We start from the raw sequence: 21,700 nt of genomic DNA, 5'->3' as shown, positions 1-21,700 counted from the left end.
TCAGACTCTGACCCAGTTTTAGAGGTTAATCCATTCGACTTTTGTAGTCCTCATATGTGTAGCAACGGAGTAACTCGTAGGAGTCATCCGGTCGTTTGATATAGAGAGACGGGTGACGCACTCCATTGAACATCGTGGTTTTGACAGTTGTGTAGTGACACATATCTTCAAAAATAATCCGATCACCTACTTTCAGGGGGTTGTCAAAGCTCCAATCCCCTATATAGTCCCCCGCCAGGCAGCTACATCCCCCCATTCGATAGGTCGGCTTCCCTGGCTGGGCTTCTTGGTAGGCAGCTCGTATGGTTGGTTTATAGGGCATTTCCAGACAATCTGGCATATGGCAAGTAAAAGAGACATCGAGTATAGCTGTCTTGATCCCCTTGTCTTCTACTATGTCTACGACAGTGCTGTATAAGTATCCAGTTTGCCAGGCGAAGGCAGACCCCGGTTCCAATATGACTTTGAGGTGAGGGCGTCGCTCTCTAAAGCGAAGTAAGGTATCGATTAGATGTTCGACATCATATTCTTTGTGTGTCATCAAGTGCCCCCCACCCAGATTGATCCATTTGAGTTGGGATAGCAGGTTGTCGAACTGTGTCTCTATTGCTTCAAGCAAATGTGCCAGATCTTGACTGCGACCTTCACACAAGGCATGCACATGTAAACCTTCTATTCCTTTAGGCAAATGATCACCCAATTCTTCTCGCCGTACGCCAAAACGTGTGCCAGCTCCGCAAGGGTTGTATAACTCCGTTTCTACGGGCGAATAGCCCGGATTGACCCGAAGTCCGAAACTTACGGGGTGATCGATCTTTTCCAGCAAAGGGCAATTCCCTCGAGAGTCTACAAAACGATGATATTGAGATAGACTATTGAACGTCAAATGGCTACTCAGGCGTAGCAACTCTCCCATTTCTTCCTCCTTATACACCGGGCTGTAGGTATGCGCCAAAGCTCCCATTTCTTCGTATGCCATACGAGCTTCCCAAAGAGAGCTGGCAGTACTCTCTCTCACATAGCTGCGTACAATGTTAAAAGTCTTCCACATGGCGAAAGCTTTGAAAGCCAGTATGATATTTGCTCCACTTCGCTCGGCTACAGAGCGTATCAGGGCCAAATTTTTTTCAAACTTATCTTGCTCCAGAACATAAGCCGGGCTGTCTATGCCTGATGGCAACTGTTGGGTATTCATCGTATTTTCTTCCGTTTTTCTTTGAGTGAGAGACCATATCGCCTGGGCTCCGTCTCCGTGTATCTAATTCCATTAGGAGGAGCAACGGCTCTCTCTTCCCTAGCATAGGAACTTTATTGCTGAGACCTCATTGCTGATTGCAAAGTTATGAGATCTCTAAAGAAGGCAAACGCCTGCACCATGAGCAGAGGTCGGTACAATGGAGCCTATGACGGTTGCACTCGTCTCTCCGGCTGCGTGCAATTGCTGTAATGTACTATCGACATGCTCCGAATCAACGGCCATGAGCAGGCCTCCGGAAGTTTGTGGATCTGCCGACAAGTAGAGCTGGTTGGTCGAACAACGGACTTGTAGTGCATCTCCCACATAGCGGATATTTCTGAATGCTGCACCAGGGATACAACCATCATCGAGCAGTTCCAGAGATCCGTCAATGCAGGGGAGTGATGAGGTCTCTATCTCTACACCTACGGCAGAGGCTCGGGCCATTTCCCATGCGTGACCTATCAATCCAAAGCCGGTCACATCCGTCGCTGTCCGTACCCCTGCTTCTGTCATTATTTCAGCTGCATATCTATTGAGTCGGCACATCGTTTCTACAGTTAGTTGATAGGAGTCTTTTGGGGTTAAGTCAAGTCGTTTGCCAGCCAACTGTACACCTATCCCAAGAGGTTTGGTTAGTATTAGTTTTTGTCCGGGACAGGCTCCTGCATTGGTGATTAGTTTCTTCGGATGCACAGTGCCAACCACAGCCAAGCCGTACTGAGTCGTCTCGTCCTCTATCGTATGGCCACCCATCGTAATAGCCCCCGATTCTTCTACAGCCTCCTGCCCGCCACGCAATATCTCTCTCAATCCTTCCAGAGGGAGGCGTTTGGAGGGATAATGTGTCAGGTTGAGAGATAGGAGGGGTTTCCCTCCCATTGCATATACATCACTTAGGGCATTGGTGGCAGCAATACGACCAAAAGTAAATGGGTCATCCACTACAGGAGGGAAAAAATCAGTCGTTACGATCAAGGCTGTTTCGTCATTCAATCTGTAGACTCCGGCATCATCACAGGTTGAGAGTCCCACCATTACATTAGGATCAGAAGTTACAGCTATACCGCTAAGCAGTTTCCCCAAAGCAAGTGGATCTATTTTGGCCGAGCATCCCCCATAGGGCCTGTCTTCCATTAGTTTTATCGGGTGCATAGTAATTAGTCTATAAATAGAGTATCGGGTTGCTGGCCTATCTTTTCTTCGCTTTGGCTCCGGTAAGCAGCAGGGATATATAAGCACATACCGCACTCAGGGTGAAGATAATCGGGAACTGTCCGTACCTGATGAGGTATATCTGCTTTTCTGATACGCTCCAGAGCTTGCAAGAAAGCTCTGGTGGAAGCGAATATCACGTAAAAAGAATTACAACCCGCCATTACAGATGCGCAGTGCTTCGTACAGTTCAGACAACTCGTCCGTTGTGTTGTATGGGGAAAGGGAGATCCGTACCGTGCCGGTATTGATTGTGCCAAGGGTGCGATGAGCGAGAGGAGCGCAATGGATGCCAAAACGAGTAGTAATACCGAAATCGTAATACAGTCTGTCGCTCAGAGTTGCTGCCGAACCTTGCCGTGGCAGGATGGAGAACAGCGGGCCCTGTTTGGAGCTTTCCGAAGCAGCAAAAGTTCGGTATCCCAATTCGTGTTCCAAACGATGAATGAAGTTGGAAAGCGTAGCTCCCTCTATCAATTCCCGTTCGCAAGGGTAGTGCTTAAGAGATACATACCAGGCAGAAAGCCCTATCAAATTCATTGTTCCGGATTCAAATCGCTCCGGCATATGAGTGGTATCGGCAAGCTCTTCGGAGCGAAATCCTGTACCTCCTCGCATCAGAGGGGTGATGCTTAACGGATCCCGGACATACAGAGCTCCCGTACCGACCGGACCTAACAGTCCCTTGTGTCCGGTGATGGCCACATAATCAATACCCCAAGCTTGTACATCGATATGCATATAGGGTAGCGCTTGGGCTGCGTCCAGCAGAAAGGCACAGTGAGGGTAGCAAGTTCGCACAGCGGAGACAATTGCTGCGATATCCTGTTTCAACCCATTTATATTGCTCATCCCATTGATAACACAGAGACGTGGAGCAGTTGTCTGAGACCTCAACAGTTCCGACAAGGCAGCTATATCTACGCTGCCATCCGATTTGGCTGGCATCAAAGTCGGATCGGCTCCTTTATCCAATCCATAGACCGGTCTGGCTACGGCATTGTGTTCCATGGGAGAGAGTAATATCTCTCTTTTTTGTAGCCCAGGTAGCCCTTTCAATACGGTATTGATGGCCTCCGTGGCATTTTTCGTGAAGCATATCTGCTCCCCCTGTCCTTTGGCTCCTATTGTGGAGGCCAATAGGTCTCTGAGAGATTCCACTTGAGTGGATAATTCCAAAGTATGACTATCTCGGCTCCGTCCGTACGAACCGAGTGGAAAGTCATAAATGTGAGCTATATGACGACAGTGAGCCTCCGGTTTGGGATACGAAGTGGATGCGTTGTCGAAATAAATCATTCGGGTGGATGTTTGCAGACTCAAGGGGCCACAATGTGATCTGCCCGGCTAAGCAACTCTGCTATCACCAGCATATTAGATATTTTTCCTACAGACAATCGCTCTTTTACTCCATAGTAATCTGCACAAGTGCCACACACGATGACCTGTACTCCTCGTTCGGCCAAATTTTGCAGTGTTTTGTGTGTGTTGTAATCGGTTGTGGCCAGCATTACTCCGCTGTTGTAGCAAACAATATGTGTGGGTAATTCCTCAAGTTCCAACAGGGCATTGAGGTAGGCTTGTATGAGTATGGAACCCAATTCGTCACTCCCTTGCCCCATTTTGTCACTGCGGAGTTGCACCACATTGATTTGCTGCGGTGCTGTGTAGAATCCATCCGTAGCGTCCGATTGATCGGATAATTCCGGCACGATGGGGCAGCCTGCGGTGTCTACCGTGAGCAATGTAAATCCATCTTCGGAAGTGATGTGAACAGAAAATCCGTTTTGCGAAACAAAATCGGTAAGGTTGGCACAAGAGGTCTCATTGTCGGTCAAGACCTCAAAGAGGGTCTCTTGCGGATATTGCTTGAGAGCCCGACGGAGCATAATCAATGGCAATGGACAAAGTTTGCCACGTGTGTCTACTTCTATAGGCATTTTGATCTTTGTTATTTGGTCGAGCCAAGTTACGGATTATTGCGCAAATTTATCGAACGAAAGCAAGGAATGAATACGAGGTTTTTCTCTGTCTATTTTCCCTCACTTTTTTCTGATTTTATGTTTACATAACATGTGTGGTTTCTGTCTTAATAAAAGATAATAAAACATTCATATGAGGATCAAAAATTCCTTGCTCTGGAGGCATGAATTTTTTTCACAGGAGAGAGTAAAAATTCTCTCCTGTGAGAGCAAACTTTTTCTCCTGTGTTAGTAAAAAATCTCTCAGGAGATAATTTTGACCCCTCCGAAATGCCCATTAATAGGGCGTTTTAGGAGGTCGTGAAAATGCCGAAAAGTGCCGAAAAACAGCTTCCTAAATCATATAATTGTCTGGCTCGATTTATGTAAATAGATGTTTATTTGAAGACGGGCTTATGACCTCATTGTACGTAGGGAATTTACCCGGAAGAGTCGTACTTTGCAGAGGGGGAAATGAGTCGCTTTTTGACTATATTTGCGAGCATTATGTAGAATGCGTGGGCTTCGCCTGATCGGGCCTGCGACAACGTCAAAAAACAGTGATGCTATACGATCTGATCATACTTGGGGGTGGCCCCGGTGGATATTCGGCAGCTGAGAAAGCTGCTCGAAGTGGCCTCTCCACTCTGCTTATAGAGAAAGCCTCATTGGGGGGTGTCTGTCTCAACGAGGGATGTATTCCTACAAAGACTCTTCTCTACTCCGCCAAAGTGTTGGATACAGCTTTGCATGCTGACAAATATGCGGTTGAGGCCTCAGCTACGGCTGTAGATCTGCCTAAACTGATCACCCGAAAGACGAAGGTGGTACGCAAACTTGTGGCGGGAGTGAAAGCCAAGATGAAAGAAGCCGGTGTGGAGGTTCTCAATGCCGAAGCAGCAGTGAGCTGTGTGGATCCCGATGGTACTGTGAGACTGACGGCCGGGGAGTATTCCTATGCAGGGAAGCACTTGATCATAGCTACTGGCAGCGAGACTTTTGTCCCTCCTATCCCGGGTGTCGATGAGACAGATTTCTGGACCAGCCGTGAGGCCCTCTCGACCAAGGAAGCTCCGAAGCGTTTGGCTATCATCGGAGGAGGAGTGATCGGTATGGAGTTTGCTTCCTTCTTTAATAGTATAGGTACCGAGGTGACTGTTATAGAAATGCTCCCAGAGATCATTAATGGAATGGATCCCGAATTGGCTGCCCAGTTGAGAGCCATCTATGAGAAAAAGGGAGTGAAGTTCTTGCTCGGTCATAAGGTGACCGCTGTCAGCAATACGGCCGTGGAGGTGGAGTATCAAGGCGAATGTAGCCAAATCCTCACTGATCGTATTCTGATGAGTGTTGGGCGCAGACCGGTGACGGCTGCTCTCGAAGCTCTGAACCTGAAGATGCGGGGTAGGGGTGTTGCCGTGGATGAATATATGCGTACCTCCATCCCCTCTGTTTACGCCATTGGAGATGTGACCGGATTTTCTCTGTTGGCTCATACTGCCATCCGAGAGGCCGAGGTGGCGGTGGAGAATATTCTAGGAAATAAGGAGACGATGTCTTACCGAGCCGTACCAGCAGTGGTCTATACCAATCCCGAGATAGCAGGAGTAGGAGCTACGGAGGAAAAGCTGCAGGCTGAGGGCATCCCTTATCGAGTGCTGCAAAAACCAATGGCATTTTCTGGTCGTTTCATCGCAGAGAATGAGGGCGTAAATGGCGTTTGCAAGTTACTGTTGTCTGAGGATAATAAACTCCTGGGAGCTCATTTCCTTGGCAATCCAGCCGGAGAAATGGTTGTGATAGCTGCCATGGCTATCGAGCAGCAGATGACAGTAAAAGACATACTTAAGGTGATCTTCCCTCACCCCACGGTAGGGGAGATTATTCGCGAGACTTTGATTTGACAATACTTTTTATGGCACAGCAAGAAGATATATTCAAGAAAATAGTGTCTCACTGTAAGGAATACGGCTTTGTATTTCCTTCTTCCGAGATTTACGATGGATTGGGGGCCGTGTATGACTACGGGCAGTACGGCTCTGAACTCAAAAATAATATCAAGCGTTATTGGTGGGATGCCATGACGCTTTTGCACTCCAATGTGGTGGGGATAGACTCTGCCATATTCATGCATCCGAAGATCTGGAAAGCATCTGGCCACGTCGATGCGTTCAATGATCCGTTGATAGACAACAAGGACTCGAAAAAACGCTACCGTGCGGATGTCCTCATTGAAGACTATCTGGCCAAGATAGATGAGAAGATAGACAAAGAGGTTGCCAAGGCGGCCAAACGATTTGGGGAGACGTTCGATGAGGCAATGTTTCGTCAGACGAACCCGAGAATTCTGCAGTATGCCGCCAAACGAGAAGAGGTACATAGTCGCTTCGCGACTGCGCTGAATGAGAATGATCTGGAGGCCCTGAGACAACTTATTCTTGATTGTGAGATCGTTTGTCCTATCAGTGGTACTCGCAACTGGACCGAGGTTCGGCAATTCAATCTCATGTTTGCTACCGAAATGGGCTCTACGGCCGATGGTGCAATGAAGGTGTATCTGCGTCCGGAGACAGCTCAGGGTATCTTTGTCAATTTTCTCAATGTACAGAAAACTGGCCGCATGAAATTACCCTTCGGTATAGCCCAGATTGGGAAGGCTTTCCGAAATGAGATCGTGGCACGGCAGTTTATTTTCCGTATGCGTGAGTTCGAGCAGATGGAGATGCAGTTCTTTGTTCGTCCGGGCGAGGAATTGGATTGGTTCGAGAAGTGGAAACGCACTCGTATGAGCTGGCATCAGGCTCTTGGCTTCGGTGCTCAGAAGTATCGTTTCCATGATCATGACAAATTGGCTCACTATGCCAATGCTGCTACCGATATCGAGTTTGAGATGCCTTTCGGCTTCAAAGAAGTGGAAGGAATTCATAGTCGGACAGATTTCGACCTCAAGCGACACGAAGAGTTCAGTGGCAAGAAGATGCAGTACTTCGATCCCGAGCTGAATCGAAACTATATCCCTTATGTAGTTGAGACTTCCATAGGCTTGGATCGTATGTTCCTTTCTATCCTTTCGGCTGCCTATACAGAAGAAACTACCGATAAAGGCGAAACTCGTGTTGTACTCAAATTACCGGCTCCTTTGGCTCCTGTGAAGCTGGCTGTTTTGCCTTTGGTCAAGAAAGACGGCTTAGACGATAAAGCCAGAGAGATCCTCACGGACCTGCGCTTCGATTTCAGTTGCCAATACGATGAGAAGGATTCTATCGGCCGTCGATACCGCAGACAAGACGCTATTGGTACTCCCTACTGTATCACTATAGACCATCAGACGATGGAGGACGGTACGGTTACTTTGAGAGACCGAGACAGTATGAGTCAGGAGCGCATTACTATAGACTCCATTAGAAATATCGTGGGCGAAAATGTTAGCATGAAAGCCCTGTTGAAGAAAATAGATCACGAATGACGCACAAGCAAAATAGAATCACGAATGACGCACAAGCAAAATAGAATCACGTCTTTCATATACTCCCTACTGCTTCTCTCTGTAGTAGCGTGGAGTGGGGTGTCTTGCGATAAGACAGAAGACAGAGTAACGCGTTGGCGAATCGACAATGAGGCCGCTTTTAGGGAGTATGCTTCCAAAAAAGAATACACCAAGGCCCAAGTAGACGGAAGTACAGCCTTCGTGTATATGAAATGGCTGCACAAGGGAGATGGCAAAACAAATCCCATCGCCACAAGCCGTGTCTATGTACACTATCAAGCTTATGAATTGGTAAGTGGACGCTTATTGGATGGAAACTATGCCAAGGAAAAACCGGATCTGCTTTATCTCCATCGTGGAGATAAAGCCTCTGTGGAAGGCTTTGCCATTGGCCTGCAAAACATGCTGGAAGGCGATGAAGCAGAGATTATAACCCCTTGGTATCTGGCTTACAAGGAGATGGGAGATAGGGCTCGTGGTATAGAGCCTTATACGGGATTGCGTTTTGTAGTCAAGTTGGATCGCATAGTACCGGAGGAGGAAGAATGAGCAAGTCTATACGTATCTTGGTCGTCAACGATGATGGTTACCGAGCCCAGGGGATCAGAGAGTTGTCATTGGCTCTCCGTGAGCTAGGTGAAGTCACGATCCTTGCTCCCGATGAGTCGCGTTCGGGAGCTTCCGGAGCCATTACGTCCTCCACTCCTATTTCGCTCAAAGAGCGCAAGGACTGGATAGATGGGGTAGCGGTGTATAGCACTTCTGGTATGCCTGTGGATTGCGTGAAGTTGGCGATGAATACTCTTTTTAGGGAAAAGAAGCCAGATCTTGTGGTCAGTGGTATCAACCATGGTCGTAATGATGGTATATGTGTGATTTATTCAGGAACATTAGGGGCTGCCATGGAAGGCTCGATAGCCGGGGTTCCCTCTCTGGCTGTTTCCCTCAATGATTTCGAGGCACACACGGATATGCAATATGCAGCTGAGTATGCAGTGCAAGTGGCTCGCTACATCCTTGGAACTTCGTTGCCGGAACATACATTCTTGAGCCTGAATTTACCTAAAGGCAAACCCAAGGGATTGAAAGTTTGTCCCCAAACCAATGGGCGTTTCGTGAAAGAATACAATACAGTTACCTCTCCCAAAGGAAGTACCTACTATTGGATGTCGGGCTGGCAAGAAAGCAAAGAACCCTCTGTAATGGGTGATGTGGAGTACCTTAATGATGGATATGCCACTCTTACTCCCATTCATACCAATATGACCAAATACGAGTATCTACAAACACTCGGGGAGGATTTTGCTTCTTTTGAAGCTTAGGATCTACTAAGAGGATGAAGTATTTTCTTGTAGCAGGAGAAGCCTCCGGAGATCTGCATGCCTCTAACCTGATGCGTGCTATTCTTCGGTTGGATCCTCAGGCCTCTTTTATGTATACGGGGGGCGATGCCATGGCGGAAGTTGCCGGCACCGCTCCCTTGGTGCATTATAGAGAGATGGCCTATATGGGCTTTGTGCAGGTCTTGTTGCATATGTCACAGATTAGAGCCATTGCCACCAAAGTACAGCAGGCTATGTTGACCTTCTCCCCTGATGTCGTGATTCCGGTAGATTATGGTGGATTTAATTTGCGGTATATCTTGCCTTTTGCACATAGCCAACACTTCTATGTGGCTTACTATATAGTGCCGAAGGTTTGGGCTTGGAGACGGCACCGCTTGAAGTCTTTGGCCAGATATACCGATTTGGGATTGTGTATACTGCCCTTTGAGCCCAAAGTTTTCACTCCGCACAACTTGTCCGTTACTTATGTCGGTAATCCTTGCATGGATGCCCTTTCTACCTGCTTGGAAGCTCCTCGCCCGACTTTGTCGGATCTGGGGCTGGATCCCACAGATGAGCGACCTATTGTTGCCTTGTTGGCAGGTAGCCGTAAGCAGGAGCTGAAGGAGAATTTGCCTGTAATGCTCAAGGTAGCCGAGCGTTATCCTCATATTCATTTTGTATTGGCTGGTGCTCCGGGTCTTTCATCTTCGGACTATGCCTCCTATTTGAGAGAGACTTCCGTATCCTTGATATTTGGCAAAACCTATCCTCTGTTGAGAGTAGCCAGAGCCGCTTTGGTGACAAGTGGGACAGCTACGTTGGAGACTGCTTTGCTTGGTTGTCCTCAAGTGGTCTGTTATCGCTTTGTGGGTCTGAGGGCAGCTAATTGGATATTCGATTATCTCTTTCCTATTCGCTATTTTTCGCTGGTCAATTTGATTATGGATCGTCCGGTGGTTCGTGAGTTGTTGTCTGCCGACTGTACTCCAGAGACTGTAGCCAGAGAATTGGACTTGTTGTTGCCCGATACACCAGAGCGTAATCGTATGCTCGGTGAGTATGACCAATTGAAGCAGAAGATAGGAGCTCCGGGTTGTTCCGACCGTGCAGCTGCTGAGATCATAAGAAATATGAAAGCATACAAGGTTGTGTGACAACCTCAACTGATTACTTCCAAATGAGCCTCTTTACTTGGGCTCCAAAATGCCAAAAAAAACACCCCTGATACTGACCTTATGGCAGTACCAGGGGTGGTTCTTATTGTGAGACTACTGCAAGGGATGCAGTGGTCCTCTATCGTAATTTATGGATTAGTTTTCAGGGGCAAACATAGGATCCCAAGGTGGTAGCAAGACGGGTTTTGTATCGAGTATTTTCAATACTTTTTCTGAAGCGTATTTGCGGTCTACTACTATGCGGAAAGTGTAGGCATCGAACCAATCGTCTGTCATCACCAAGTAACCGGACATGCCGGCTTCGGCTCCCCAACTGTTCTCTACCATCCATTTTTTTGGCTTCCCATTTTTGTCCAGATCTACGGCCACCAAGGTCATGGCGTGGGTAGATCCACTGTCGTAAGACTCGATACGCTCTTGCTTGTTCATATCGAACTTGATACCGAGCAAGGACTCGTAATCGTATTGATCAAGGTCGAGGAAGCCTCGCTTCTTGTCAAGGCTTTTACCCACATCGCAACTGTAGTAGAGCATAGTGTTGTCTTTGATAGAGGCGATTGCCAATTCTTTCAGCTCTTCGATAGGGAGGTTGACGTAAGTCCAGTTTTTCCCGTCATAGCTGTGTCTGTCATATTTTATGCTGTAGAGACGATGGTAGGGACGAGAAGGATCATTCATGACCATGATAAAGTCGTTTTTCAAGTCTTTCCCAACGAACTTTTGGTAGAAAGATTGAGGCGTATAAGTCTCTGTGGAGAGGATTTTGCCATCCTTATCTCTCAGTGTGTATTCAAATTTCGTAGGAGGTTCACCCAGGTTCAATACGAGCAGGCGGTAGACCTGTTTGAGGATCTCCACTTTCTGCTGTTGGAGTTTAGAGGGAGAGGCTTTGGTCGCTGCCGACTGCCGGATGCGTATCCCTCCTTGCCGAAGTACCTGTGCCAGCATAGAACCCAACTGCTGTGTATTGTTGCTGTTGAGGGTCTCCGGCATCACAGACTGTGGTACAAGACCATACTTGAGTATATTATCCGACACTCCGGTGAATTGCCCTCCATCTCCGATAGGATGCTGGAAGAGCCATTCCACTTCCCGATCGTTGCGATCCAGATTTTTTGTGTCAATTACGGATTGAAGAAATAGGTTGGCTTTCTCCAGTTGGTCATAGAAGAAACTATAGTTGTGGGAGAAAAAGAATGCATCTAAGCCGTATTGCTCAATGATAGGAGCACGCATGACATTCAAGCCTGTAAAAAGCCAACAACGACCACTTTGTTTTTGGTCTGAAATACCTTTGCTCTTGACCCTGTGTGAGAAATGATCATCCAGATGGCTGATGTGATCCGCATTTGTAACAAGGGCTTTCATCCCATTAGCCATGACGGCATTGCGGATTGCAATGTCGGAGGGAGTGTGCTGAAAAGCGGACTTGATCTCTTGGAGCATATCGGACGATATGCCTCCATCTTTTTGTGCAGCCGAAGGCATGGTTTGCAAGGCAAGTGCCAGGGCTGTCAGTAGGAATACTTGTCTTTTCATTTGATGTATTGTTGTGTCATTTATATGTCACTCTTCATGGGGGCTTTCCGGAGTAATCTTTGCTATTTGATTACTGCCACAGATAGTTTGGTCTTGGCCTTGGTTTCTGGGTCGTATACCAGTATATGGTATATCCCACTATCTACACGACTTCCGTCTGCATTACGTGCATTCCAGAGCAGTCTATCGTCAATGGTGTTTTCTTCAAAGAGGAGTCGCCCCTGTGTATTGATAATCTTTACATTGCAGCCAGCTTTTAGTCCCTCTATTGTGATCATATCGGGCTGTTCTGGTCGCAAAGGATTGGGCCAAGCATATATTTTTTCCAGTACCTCATCCGAGGCGGTCTCTCCTCCAGTGGAGAGTGACATTAGTCCCTTGTCAGTACCGATATATAGAATTCCATTATTTTCATCGAGGCTGAGGGTTGCGATGTTGTCTGATAAGATAGGGCTGTTTGTCGTCTTGTATTGGCGTAAGATCTCCGTGCAATCCTCATTCATCAAAAAGAGTCCATTGCCCAAAGTTCCTATCCACTTATGATTGAGCCGGTCTACAACTATAGCTCTTACACTCACATTGTCCAACACGTAGTAGAGGTTGGGTTCTTCACCAGCAATTGGTCTGGAAGCAACCGGTGGACGTTTGATGGCTCCGGACGGAGAATGTATAGAGCAGATACCGGCATCGGAGCCTAACCAAAGAACTCCCCCCCGGTCAAGAGTCATGCAGTGGAAAGAGGAGGCAGGGATTGCTTTGCCATTTCGGTCGCTTAGAGTGGAGTAGTAAACAGCTTCACCACCTTTCCCCCCGAGTTTGGGAGAGGCATCGAATACATACACACCTGTATTTTCATGGTAAATGGCCAGCCAATGTATGTCTCCACCTACCGCCACCATATGTCCATGGGCATTGTCCGGACGTATTTGCGTATACTGAGGCGTCTGCCAGTTGCCGTCGGCGTCCAGCATCAGCACAACCTGTTCTGCTACTTCATTTTGTGTCATCCAAAGGTTGCCATAGCGGTCATAACAGAGAGAGCCTACCCGATAGTACCCAGCTCCGAGGTTTTTTGCTGAGCGGATGGGACTGTTGCTTCCGTCGTGGGTCTTGTAGTATTGATTGTCTTTGAATTCGATCAGGCCCTCTCCGTGGGTAGATACAAAGTAGTGCCCGGGATTCTTGGGATCAACAGCTACCGATGTGGCGTCACTTACCTCCTCTACTTCTTTTTGAGAGAAGTTGGTCCACTTGTGTCCATCATATATCTTCAAAGAGAAAGGAATGCCGAAGCGGTAAGATCCTCGGCCTCCACTCACGGAAAAATAACGCCCTTGTGAGAATGTGGAGTAGAAATATTTGTCATCCGAAGGAGTGTTGCTCATATTTATCCCCAATCTCTCCACTTTGGGAGTCTCTTCTGTCGGTCTTATCTTGGCAATGCCATCCATCCCCATGGCAAGCCAAATCTGTTCGGCGGAGCTGTACCAACCGAAGTCTTCCGCCCATTCTGTTTGAAGGATTTTGTAGTCCTCTTTGTCTTGGCGGAAGATATAAGCCTGCCCTTCCCCTTTGGCTATGTATCCATGTGGTGAAGAAGCGATGCTGTGGATGTATTGTTTCTCGGGTAAGAGTGGCGATACGATTGTATCGGCTTTGTTTGTTTCGAGGATGTAGCGCACGAGCCGTCCGCCTTCTAAGTGGAGAATGGGGTTGCCCGCTGCCACTGCCAATCCCAGTACCTGCTCCTTGGATTTGAGGGGTAGATTGATTTCTTTCCAATAGTAGGGGTCTTGTAGATTATCGGTCTCAACACCCTCTATTAGTTTTCCTTCACAGAAAGCCCAGAGTTTATTCTCTCCGATCAAGGCAAGGTCGATTACATTTTTGCCTTGTTGGTAGGTGCCCAGTACAACCATCTTGTCCGGGTCTATAACCATAATACCGAAACCACCTGCCAGATAAATTCTTCCATTTCCAAAGCACATCCTTGCTAAGGTCTTGTTCATCAGGCGTGTATTGTCTCGAATGGCAGGCAAGTTGCTTACTCCACTGGGAGTTAGGAGATCTATATTTCCACTTCTGTAATAGATGACAAGGGTTTGAGAGGCTTTGTCGTAGCCGATGCGGTGTATGTCCGATTCGCTGAGACCGGTTGTTCTGTCGTAATAACGAATGTCTTCTGAATCAGATTTGGAGACGGAGTAGAGTCCTCCTCCTTCAGAAACACCGAAAACTCGAGTGTCAGTGTCTGCTATGGCAACGGTTCGGTAGTATGAAAGTAAAGTCCGCCATCTGTTTTGGCTCTGCTGTTGTGCTTTCCCCTCTGTCCAAAAGCTCATGCAACAGAGAGAAAAAGTCAGCCAAAAGAAAAATGTTTTGATTTTCATTGGTTTAGATATTCGGCCAGATTTTGGATTGCCTTGCCTCGATGACTGATTTCTCCCTTCTGTTCACCGGTCATTTGAGCAAATGTCTGTTGATAACCATCGGGTTTGAAAATTGGGTCATATCCAAAACCTGCGTCTCCATATTCGGCTGTAGTGATTTCGCCTTCCACGGCTCCCTCAAAGCAATGTTCGCCTTTCTCGTCTATCAGGGCTATTACGGTGCGAAAGCGAGCTTTCCTCGGAGATGCTACTTCTTTCAGTGCAGCCAAGAGTTTTTGTCTGTTGTCGGCCGGACTGCAATGTTCCCCTGCATAGCGGGCAGAATACACACCTGGGGCGCCATCCAAGGCTTCGACTTCCAAGCCCGTATCGTCGGCAAAGCAATAAACCCCGTATTTCTGGTGAATGTAGCGAGCTTTCATCAGGGCATTCCCTTGCAGGGAATCAGCCGTCTCCGGTATTTCTTCATGGCAACCCAGCTCTTCCAGGCTAACTATTCGATATTTACCGGCGAGCATCTGCTGCACCTCTTGCAATTTGTGGGGATTGTTTGTAGCGAAGATTAGCTTATTCATTACATTTGTCTGTTGTGCCTGTAGTAGTCACAACTCGGCTCTTCCCTGGATTCATCGGGAGAGTTGTGCTACCGAAAGCTTCCAAAGCAAAAATACATATTATTATGAACACGCTCCAAGCTGAAGAATACTGCCTCTCTTTGCCTTTAGCCACCGAAGATATGCCCTTTGACGAAGATGTTCTTGTCTTTCGTGTTTCTGGCAAAATATTTGCCCTTACTTCTCTCTCAGCTCGCCCTATGCGCATCAGTCTCAAGTGCGATCCGGATTTGGCAATCCGTTTGAGAGAGAAATATCGTGCTGTAGAGCCTGCTTATCACATGAACAAGAAGCATTGGAACCAAATAGCTCTGCAATCGGATCTTTCGGACGAGCAGATTTGCAAGCTCATACACCATAGCTATTGTCTGATCATAAAGAAGCTGCCTGCATCTGTTCGTAAGGTAGAGCCTTTGGCATCTGTTTGCGATGAATTGATAGAGGAATGGTGATTATGACACATCGATTGTTTCACTTCGATTCCCTACCCAGTACCAATACTTATATCCGTGACGAATTGGCTCGGGGTGTTCGTTATTCCTCACCTACAACCATTGTTGTGGATGCACAACCGGGAGGGCGAGGTCAGCAAGGTAACACTTGGTATACTCCAAGGGGGGAGAACATTACCTTAACGACCTATTTAGAAACAAATCTCAAAGCCACAGAGCAGTTTTTTATTTCCGAATTAGTTGCCCTTGTAGCTTTGGAGACGGTGAAAACCTATTTGCCGGAGTCGGACAAATTAAGTTTGAAGTGGCCAAATGATCTTTATTACGGAGACCGCAAGCTGGGTGGCATCTTGATAGAGCATAGCATTACGGGAGATGGGCTTGACTATTCTCTTTTAGGGGTAGGGATCAATGTAAATGAAACCTCTTTCCCCACTAATCTCCCTAATCCGATATCAATCCGCCAAATATCCGGTTATTCCCATGATATAACCACTCTTGTGGAGCATTACTGCCAAACGTTGGATCTCTATGTGGCAATGCTTGAGACAGCGAAGGGCTTAGATTGCTTGCATCAGGAGTATTTGTGTCATTTATATCGACGGGAGGGCTATCATCCTTATGTTGGTGGAGGATCGCAATTTTTCGCCAGAATAGAACGTGTATTACCTAATGGGTTGATTTGCTTGGAAGAAGAAGGAGGGCAGAGACGGATGTTTGCCTTTAAGGAATTGCAATTTGTGTTGGAATAGTAACTAAGTCTTCCCAAGGCTTAGTTGTTTTTCGTGTTCGGTAGTGTCCGAAAAAGAGTGTCAGCTAAATTTCTCGTCTTTGTGTTTGACATCACTATTTTGGTTGTTTTCTTGTTTGTTCATTCACGCTGGCTAAGCATTTCTCATTACTTAAGTAGACGCAATACTCTTGCGTATGCAGTATGAGGTTTCTCGCAAGTGACCCTCCCTATCAAGAATAGGACTGTTCGCAGCATATAGGGTGGGATGCTCGCTATATTAGGGCTGAGCTTTCCCGTATGAAAATTTTGTGAGAGAAGGGTACTCTCTCAATTGCATCATATTGGAATTGAAACAAGATGAATGATGGCAAGCGGCGTGTTGAACCCTCGCCTCTCAATTGCCCACCGCTGGAAAGTATATTTTCCACAGTTGGAAAGTTTGTTTTCCTCCTTTGGAAAGTTCGTTTTCCTCGGTTGGAAAATAGCTACTCTGCAAAGGGAAACTTTTGCCCGATACGCTTATTAAAGATGGAAGGGGAGTATTCTAAAAAGAGAAATATTTTAGATGAATAGCACAAATTCGATACCTCGTGTCTTTAATTGCAGCACATTAAACTGGTATAAATGAAAAACGAGGATGTGGCATGATTCTGAAATGGATTTTCCAGCTATCAAAAAAAGAGATAAATGACATCTTAATCATACAAGAAAACCGCTATCAAATAGGATTTTATCCTTTTGGTAGCGGTTCTTCTATACAAATGATAGTACTCTTAACTCTAAACAGAATTACGACACACCCTCGTTTGAGTGAATCAATCACATCCCCTTGAAGGTACAATAGGCATTTTAAGGAGCGGATTGATTAGGTTCTTTCTAAATGTAAGCCTCTCCAAGCAAGGTCTCGAAGCTCAGCTCTACGAGCTACTAAATACCTAAGATCTGCTTTCAACTCTTCTCTTCGTAGAGACTCCTACCCTGAGCATAGGCATCCTGTCCATAGCAATCCACAGCAACAATCACAGGCAATTCTTCTACATACAGCTTGCGAATAGCCTCCGTGCCAAGTTCGGGGAAAGCTATTACTTCTGCTTTTTTCACAGATTGCCCCATCAATGCCGCTGCTCCTCCAATTGCAGCAAAAAAGACCCCTGTATACTTTTTCAGACTCTCTACAACTTCGGGAGATCGTAACCCCTTTCCGATCATTACCCTTAGTCCCTCGGCTATCAATCTAGGTGAATAAGGATCCATACGTCCAGCCGTAGTCGGTCCAACCGAACCAATAGCCTGACCGGGTTTGGCCGGACAAGGACCAGCATAGTACACAGCCTGTCCCTCAAAATCAAATGGCATAGATTCTCCTCTATCCAACATCTCCACCAGCCTCAAATGTGCCGCATCTCGTGCAGTATAGATAGTACCTGTGATATAGACCATATTTCCTGCATGAAGGGATCGTATAATATCGGTAGTGAAAGGAGGCGTGATAATTATTTTCTCTTGCATAGCTATTACATTTTAGATAGAACCTTCAGCATGACGGGTCACATGGCAACCAATATTCACAGCTACAGGCAAGCCTGCTATATGAGTAGGTCCGGTGATTATATTTACAGCCATGGCTGTTGTAGATCCCCCGAATCCAGCTGGGCCTATGCCCAACTTATTGATTTCGTCCAACAATTCTTCTTCCAGCTTCGCAATATCCTCCCTTTCACTATGCTGCCCCACTGGTCTCAATAAGGCTTTCTTGGCCATTAAAGCAGCTTTCTCCATCGTACCGCCAATACCTACTCCCACGATAATAGGGGGACAGGGATTAGCACCGGCGTGGCTGACTGTGTCCAAAACAACTTTCTTTATTCCGGGGATTCCTTGAGCTGGGGTGAGCATTTGCAGATCACTTTTGTTTTCACTTCCGAAGCCTTTCGGTGAAACGGTAATACGAAACACATCCCCCGGCACTATCTCGTAGTGAATAATAGCCGGGGTATTATCTCCTGTATTTTCTCGCAAAAGAGCATCTCGGACAACAGACTTGCGCAAATACCCCTTTTGGTAGCCTTGTCTTACACCCTCGTTGATAGCATCTTCCATAAATCCGCCATTGATATGGATATTTTGTCCCATCTCGACGAAGACAACTGTCATACCCGTATCCTGACAGATGGGAGCCATTGTGCTGCGAGCAATCTCTGCATTACGCAAAAGAGTCCCGATAATTTCACGCCCCAAAGGAGACTTCTCGGTTTGTTTTGCTCTCAAAAAGCACTGTTCGATGTCTTTCGATATAACGCAATTTGCCTCTATGCAAAGTCTTTCGACTAAAGATGTAATATCGGAGGCCTCGATATGACGTATCATATTATCTTTCAATACTGTAATTGTAACCTGTGCAAAAAGATAAAAGCGGCAACGGCATTTCCGTCACCGCTTTTGCAAACGCATAAAAAACAGAGTCTTAAAGACTGAATGAAAAGTTCATCAGAGGAGCATGTTGCTGTGCACCATAAACATCAGTCTCACCAAGAGCTCCTGAAGGAATCGGACGAACGATAGTCACCTTGATGGCTTTAGCCGGATCAAAATACACGACATTGAGAATATCCGACTCCGGTATGCTATATAGTTTGGCAAACATAGTAGCATTGATCACCTTGGCATCTCGTACCATATGGTAGGTGTCGAAGTCCTTGAAGATCATATCAAAGGTCAATTCGTATGGACCCGAGTTCTTGCTGCGTATCACAGAAGCAAGATCTCTCAACTTGTATTCTTTCATTGCATTCCTCCTCTTATTTTATCTGACCTTTATCGAATTGCTTGTACTCTATAGGGAAAAGATTGGCAGGATCGTCTACCTTCATTAGGTGGTAAACATTGAACTCAAACACTTCCCCAACATGGCAGTCCGACGGAGAGAAAGGGAAAGCCAGATTTCCTGCCGTGGATATGCGACCTTCATAGCCATAGTGCAACATCGTAGATCGAGCAAAACCACAAATGGTATCAGCTTGAGCTTGAGTAGCAGCCACAGCCTCAATAATGATGAGTAACTCATCCGAGCTTACTTTTTTCTCCTGTCCTGGGAACATGGCCATGACCCCATTCTTACCATAGATCTTGAAATCCAAATGGAAGTCCGTGATACCGTAAGTTTCGAAGTTATTCCGCACTCTTGCTTTCACGGCCTCTACGATCTCATCTATTTTTGAAATCATGATAGGATCTTTTGTTGCAGCAGGAGAAATGGTACGGTATCCCACTTTGCGTACTCCTTCGAGTTTTACATAGTACTCAGAAGTCGGTTCGAACTTAGATCCACTGACTTTCACCATATTGTCCGAGACCTGCTCGAATGTAGTCTGATGCAAATTGATTGCACCTCCGGGACCGGGCAAGATGTAAGGATTGGATTTTTCGTAGAGAGTATGGGCTGCGATAGACAAGGTGGTACATTTACGTGCCGGAGACAAAGGTTCCAGAGTAAAACTATCGTGACGCAGATAGCCGAACATACAGTCACTACCACTACCAGGCAAGGCGCAAATAGCTGCACATTCGAGGATTTTACCAATATGGATAGCTAATCCTTTGGGGAAACCTTCTTTGATTGGCAGAGATGCAAAAACAGACGGATCGTAAGAGCGACCTGCCAGTATAACCTGTGCTCCTTCCTCCAAAGCCTTGATATATGGTTCTTCTCCAATTTGGCATACTATACGTACACTCTCGTCGATGTCAGACTCTGTAATTGCTTTAGCTGGCTTAAGAGGTTCGATTCGGCCCTCTCGCAGATTCTTCTTGACAAATTCCTTATCCAACTCGCTCTCGATAACTGCCAATTTGAAAGAGAGAGCTTTCTCTCTGGCAATTTCCTCTATGATATCCACAGCAAAAGCCACGTGTGGATGTCCACCACAACCGCCAGCAGTACCGATAATAACCGGTATACCGGCTTCCAACCCTGCGGGGATCATTATCTCCAAATCACGTTTTACACTATTGCGATCAGTAAAGGACTTACCCGCTCCCAGATAATATGGACCAGGATCTGTACTTCCGGCATCCACAGCAATCACATGTGGTTTGCGTTTCATTCCCTCGTTAAAAGACTCTATCGGGAAGCCATAGCCCAAAATCGCTGTAGGCGATAAGATTCTGATTTCTTCCATAGTAAGAAGTGATATTTTTCATTGGGAAGGGAACTTCCGCCTCGACTATCCGATCCGAAAAACGTTCGGATCAAGCTGGCACGCTCCGAACAGGCAGGTCAGAACTCCCCTTCGCCAAATATGTGATTAGTGTTTAGAGTACATTCTTCAGTGCAAGTACTCGACTCATCTCGTTGAAAACGATCATATAGCCTTCATCTACACCCATGCCTGGTTTGGCCAAATACTGTACAGGCTGTGTAGCCATGGCAATATGTGCGCATATTTCTGCCGAGCGATTTGTTTCGTTACAAGTACCGCCCAGATAGGCTCCCATCTGGTGATTCTTGCAGTAGATAACGGCTTCAATGGCATTATTGATACCGCCAAGGTCGGGGGTCTTGATTTGAGCCATGTGTCCGGCTTTGGCCTCTGTGAAGTCGATGATATCTTCCAAGGTATTACACCACTCGTCTGCAACGATTTCGGCCTTGATTCCTTTGCTTTCCATTAGTCGGCGTATCTCGGCCAAAGCTTCTATCTGAGCTTGTTTTTCTCCCATATCTACGGGGCCTTCTACTCGAAGTTTGAAAGGAGCAGCCACCTTCTCCAATTCTCCGATATAGTTGGCAATATTTTCGAAGTTGTTGTCAAAGACAAGCCCCAAAGTTCCATATACATCAATGTGGATGGTAGGATTATAGCTTTCAAAAGGCTTGTTATTCAGAATACGGTTACGCAGCCACTCGAGGTAGGCAACTATTTTTTCTCCCTTGAGACCAACTTTCTCTTCCACATGGTTGAAAAGAGCATGAGGCAGTACCTCGGCACCTTTCATGATCATTTTGTCTGCATTCTGGTAACGATCATCACCAGACTGAGAGAAGATGGGGATTAGCTTATCGGAGACTGTCGTGCCATATTCATCGGCAACGACTTGTGCCATAAGCTTGTGTTGGCTCTTGGCTACGGCATCTAGACAAGCCTGTGTCACACCATAACGGATTGCTGTATGATAAATCTTACCAGTGGATGGACTTACGTGCTTGTCCACGATATTGGCCATTTCACGGAAATTGGTGATCTCACGACCCTCGTATAGAGGAGCAATCTCTTTTTCTATGATGGGGATAAAGTTCTCAGCAAGAAATAGTGGATCTCGACCTCCGGCTCCTGAATATTGTACAGCGGCACAGTCTCCATGTGCTATGCTGCCATCTTCGAGCAGGAAGATTACGGAGATAGATTCACCGGCCTGACGTACAGAGCTGAATCCTTCGGTTACAGGGCTGCCGGTGTAGAATGCACCATCATTTTTCGCACCCAACTTGATTGCTTTCTGATCGTCAAAGAAGAACCCCGTCTTCCCCGGCGCACAAATAACTTTCTTGATCTTCATGATAGAATGATAC

At 46.6% G+C, this 21,700-nt stretch carries 20 protein-coding genes; 7 read left to right on the top strand and 13 right to left on the bottom strand.

What is annotated here, in order from left to right:
* Positions 1-25 precede the first annotated feature (25 nt).
* The 5 genes from nspC to yedF all read right to left on the bottom strand — a co-directional run bounded on the left by nspC (position 26) and on the right by yedF (position 4,392).
* Complete coding sequence (gene nspC / locus DQN70_RS08020) at positions 26-1,195, bottom strand: carboxynorspermidine decarboxylase (RefSeq protein WP_023940808.1); 1,170 nt, start codon at positions 1,193-1,195, stop codon at positions 26-28.
* A gap of 156 nt (positions 1,196-1,351) precedes the next feature.
* Positions 1,352-2,392, bottom strand: a complete 1,041-nt coding sequence (gene selD, locus DQN70_RS08015; RefSeq protein ID WP_023936991.1) for a selenide, water dikinase SelD — start codon at positions 2,390-2,392, stop codon at positions 1,352-1,354.
* A gap of 5 nt (positions 2,393-2,397) precedes the next feature.
* Positions 2,398-2,616: a putative Se/S carrier-like protein gene (locus DQN70_RS08010; RefSeq protein WP_023940804.1), complete on the bottom strand. Its 219-nt coding sequence runs from the start codon at positions 2,614-2,616 to the stop codon at positions 2,398-2,400.
* The gene (locus tag DQN70_RS08005) at positions 2,603-3,751 is read right to left on the bottom strand and encodes an aminotransferase class V-fold PLP-dependent enzyme (RefSeq protein WP_023936995.1); all 1,149 of its coding nucleotides are present in this window, start codon (positions 3,749-3,751) and stop codon (positions 2,603-2,605) included. Before DQN70_RS08005 ends, DQN70_RS08010 begins: the two co-directional genes overlap by 14 nt.
* A gap of 20 nt (positions 3,752-3,771) precedes the next feature.
* On the bottom strand, positions 3,772-4,392 hold the full coding sequence (gene yedF / locus DQN70_RS08000; RefSeq protein WP_023940802.1) for a sulfurtransferase-like selenium metabolism protein YedF: 621 nt from the start codon (positions 4,390-4,392) through the stop codon (positions 3,772-3,774).
* 584 nt (positions 4,393-4,976) lie between these two features.
* On the opposite strand from yedF, the gene lpdA reads away from it, so the two are divergent.
* From lpdA to lpxB, 5 genes are read left to right on the top strand one after another with little or no spacing between them, the layout of a single operon-like run.
* Positions 4,977-6,317, top strand: a complete 1,341-nt coding sequence (gene lpdA / locus DQN70_RS07995; RefSeq protein WP_023937001.1) for a dihydrolipoyl dehydrogenase — start codon at positions 4,977-4,979, stop codon at positions 6,315-6,317.
* 11 nt (positions 6,318-6,328) lie between these two features.
* Positions 6,329-7,879: a glycine--tRNA ligase gene (locus tag DQN70_RS07990; RefSeq protein WP_023940798.1), complete on the top strand. Its 1,551-nt coding sequence runs from the start codon at positions 6,329-6,331 to the stop codon at positions 7,877-7,879.
* A 24-nt stretch (positions 7,880-7,903) separates the two neighbouring features.
* Positions 7,904-8,449 (top strand): FKBP-type peptidyl-prolyl cis-trans isomerase, encoded by a 546-nt coding sequence (locus tag DQN70_RS07985; protein WP_023937005.1) that lies wholly within the window; start codon positions 7,904-7,906, stop codon positions 8,447-8,449.
* Positions 8,446-9,222 carry a 5'/3'-nucleotidase SurE gene (surE, locus tag DQN70_RS07980; protein ID WP_023940796.1) on the top strand — a complete coding sequence of 259 codons (777 nt, stop codon included), beginning with the start codon at positions 8,446-8,448 and terminating at the stop codon, positions 9,220-9,222. Before DQN70_RS07985 ends, surE begins: the two co-directional genes overlap by 4 nt.
* Positions 9,223-9,236: 14 nt before the next feature.
* Complete coding sequence (gene lpxB / locus DQN70_RS07975; RefSeq protein ID WP_023940794.1) at positions 9,237-10,382, top strand: lipid-A-disaccharide synthase; 1,146 nt, start codon at positions 9,237-9,239, stop codon at positions 10,380-10,382.
* A gap of 156 nt (positions 10,383-10,538) precedes the next feature.
* On the opposite strand, the gene DQN70_RS07970 is transcribed toward lpxB, so the two are convergent.
* From DQN70_RS07970 to DQN70_RS07960, 3 genes are all read right to left on the bottom strand, one after another.
* Positions 10,539-11,942: a C1 family peptidase gene (locus tag DQN70_RS07970; protein WP_023940792.1), complete on the bottom strand. Its 1,404-nt coding sequence runs from the start codon at positions 11,940-11,942 to the stop codon at positions 10,539-10,541.
* Positions 11,943-12,004: 62 nt separating this feature from the next.
* Entirely contained in the window at positions 12,005-14,332 is a 2,328-nt protein-coding gene (gene porZ / locus DQN70_RS07965) for a type IX secretion system anionic LPS delivery protein PorZ (protein ID WP_023937013.1), read from the bottom strand.
* Positions 14,329-14,907, bottom strand: coding sequence for a non-canonical purine NTP diphosphatase (locus DQN70_RS07960; protein WP_023937015.1), 579 nt, complete (start codon positions 14,905-14,907; stop codon positions 14,329-14,331). Before DQN70_RS07960 ends, porZ begins: the two co-directional genes overlap by 4 nt.
* Positions 14,908-15,011: 104 nt before the next feature.
* Between DQN70_RS07960 and DQN70_RS07955 the strand changes: the two genes are divergently transcribed.
* Both DQN70_RS07955 and DQN70_RS07950 read left to right on the top strand, forming a co-directional pair.
* Entirely contained in the window at positions 15,012-15,398 is a 387-nt protein-coding gene (locus tag DQN70_RS07955) for an MmcQ/YjbR family DNA-binding protein (RefSeq protein ID WP_023940789.1), read from the top strand.
* Positions 15,399-15,400: 2 nt separating this feature from the next.
* Positions 15,401-16,150, top strand: a complete 750-nt coding sequence (locus tag DQN70_RS07950; RefSeq protein WP_023940787.1) for a biotin--[acetyl-CoA-carboxylase] ligase — start codon at positions 15,401-15,403, stop codon at positions 16,148-16,150.
* Between the two features lie 929 nt (positions 16,151-17,079).
* Here DQN70_RS07950 and DQN70_RS07940 read toward each other — a convergent pair.
* The 5 genes from DQN70_RS07940 to DQN70_RS07920 all read right to left on the bottom strand — a co-directional run bounded on the left by DQN70_RS07940 (position 17,080) and on the right by DQN70_RS07920 (position 21,687).
* The gene (locus tag DQN70_RS07940; RefSeq protein ID WP_023937024.1) at positions 17,080-17,640 is read right to left on the bottom strand and encodes a Fe-S-containing hydro-lyase; all 561 of its coding nucleotides are present in this window, start codon (positions 17,638-17,640) and stop codon (positions 17,080-17,082) included.
* A 12-nt stretch (positions 17,641-17,652) separates the two neighbouring features.
* The gene (locus DQN70_RS07935; RefSeq protein WP_042226064.1) at positions 17,653-18,495 is read right to left on the bottom strand and encodes a fumarate hydratase; all 843 of its coding nucleotides are present in this window, start codon (positions 18,493-18,495) and stop codon (positions 17,653-17,655) included.
* 100 nt (positions 18,496-18,595) lie between these two features.
* The gene (locus DQN70_RS07930; RefSeq protein WP_023937026.1) at positions 18,596-18,916 is read right to left on the bottom strand and encodes a DUF4387 domain-containing protein; all 321 of its coding nucleotides are present in this window, start codon (positions 18,914-18,916) and stop codon (positions 18,596-18,598) included.
* Positions 18,917-18,929: 13 nt separating this feature from the next.
* Positions 18,930-20,309, bottom strand: coding sequence for an acyclic terpene utilization AtuA family protein (locus DQN70_RS07925; protein ID WP_023937027.1), 1,380 nt, complete (start codon positions 20,307-20,309; stop codon positions 18,930-18,932).
* A gap of 133 nt (positions 20,310-20,442) precedes the next feature.
* Complete coding sequence (locus DQN70_RS07920) at positions 20,443-21,687, bottom strand: methylaspartate ammonia-lyase (protein WP_023937028.1); 1,245 nt, start codon at positions 21,685-21,687, stop codon at positions 20,443-20,445.
* Between the last annotated feature and the right edge of the window lie 13 nt (positions 21,688-21,700).

This window comes from Porphyromonas crevioricanis (genome assembly GCF_900476255.1).
GTDB classification, from domain to species: Bacteria; Bacteroidota; Bacteroidia; order Bacteroidales; family Porphyromonadaceae; genus Porphyromonas; species Porphyromonas crevioricanis.
The sequence above is the reverse complement of the archived record's forward strand: the minus strand, read 5'-3'. Positions and strand labels throughout refer to the sequence as shown.

Excerpts from the sequence above, each read along its gene's own strand:
- nspC (WP_023940808.1), bottom strand. The coding sequence starts at position 1,195 with ATGAATACCCAACAGTTGCCATCAGGCATAGACAGCCCGGCTTATGTT.
- selD (WP_023936991.1), bottom strand. The coding sequence starts at position 2,392 with ATGCACCCGATAAAACTAATGGAAGACAGGCCCTATGGGGGATGCTCG.
- DQN70_RS08010 (WP_023940804.1), bottom strand. The coding sequence starts at position 2,616 with ATGGCGGGTTGTAATTCTTTTTACGTGATATTCGCTTCCACCAGAGCT.
- DQN70_RS08005 (WP_023936995.1), bottom strand. The coding sequence starts at position 3,751 with ATGATTTATTTCGACAACGCATCCACTTCGTATCCCAAACCGGAGGCT.
- yedF (WP_023940802.1), bottom strand. The coding sequence starts at position 4,392 with ATGCCTATAGAAGTAGACACACGTGGCAAACTTTGTCCATTGCCATTG.
- lpdA (WP_023937001.1), top strand. The coding sequence starts at position 4,977 with ATGCTATACGATCTGATCATACTTGGGGGTGGCCCCGGTGGATATTCG.
- DQN70_RS07990 (WP_023940798.1), top strand. The coding sequence starts at position 6,329 with ATGGCACAGCAAGAAGATATATTCAAGAAAATAGTGTCTCACTGTAAG.
- DQN70_RS07985 (WP_023937005.1), top strand. The coding sequence starts at position 7,904 with ATGACGCACAAGCAAAATAGAATCACGTCTTTCATATACTCCCTACTG.
- surE (WP_023940796.1), top strand. The coding sequence starts at position 8,446 with ATGAGCAAGTCTATACGTATCTTGGTCGTCAACGATGATGGTTACCGA.
- lpxB (WP_023940794.1), top strand. The coding sequence starts at position 9,237 with ATGAAGTATTTTCTTGTAGCAGGAGAAGCCTCCGGAGATCTGCATGCC.
- DQN70_RS07970 (WP_023940792.1), bottom strand. The coding sequence starts at position 11,942 with ATGAAAAGACAAGTATTCCTACTGACAGCCCTGGCACTTGCCTTGCAA.
- porZ (WP_023937013.1), bottom strand. The coding sequence starts at position 14,332 with ATGAAAATCAAAACATTTTTCTTTTGGCTGACTTTTTCTCTCTGTTGC.
- DQN70_RS07960 (WP_023937015.1), bottom strand. The coding sequence starts at position 14,907 with ATGAATAAGCTAATCTTCGCTACAAACAATCCCCACAAATTGCAAGAG.
- DQN70_RS07955 (WP_023940789.1), top strand. The coding sequence starts at position 15,012 with ATGAACACGCTCCAAGCTGAAGAATACTGCCTCTCTTTGCCTTTAGCC.
- DQN70_RS07950 (WP_023940787.1), top strand. The coding sequence starts at position 15,401 with ATGACACATCGATTGTTTCACTTCGATTCCCTACCCAGTACCAATACT.
- DQN70_RS07940 (WP_023937024.1), bottom strand. The coding sequence starts at position 17,640 with ATGCAAGAGAAAATAATTATCACGCCTCCTTTCACTACCGATATTATA.
- DQN70_RS07930 (WP_023937026.1), bottom strand. The coding sequence starts at position 18,916 with ATGAAAGAATACAAGTTGAGAGATCTTGCTTCTGTGATACGCAGCAAG.
- DQN70_RS07925 (WP_023937027.1), bottom strand. The coding sequence starts at position 20,309 with ATGGAAGAAATCAGAATCTTATCGCCTACAGCGATTTTGGGCTATGGC.
- DQN70_RS07920 (WP_023937028.1), bottom strand. The coding sequence starts at position 21,687 with ATGAAGATCAAGAAAGTTATTTGTGCGCCGGGGAAGACGGGGTTCTTC.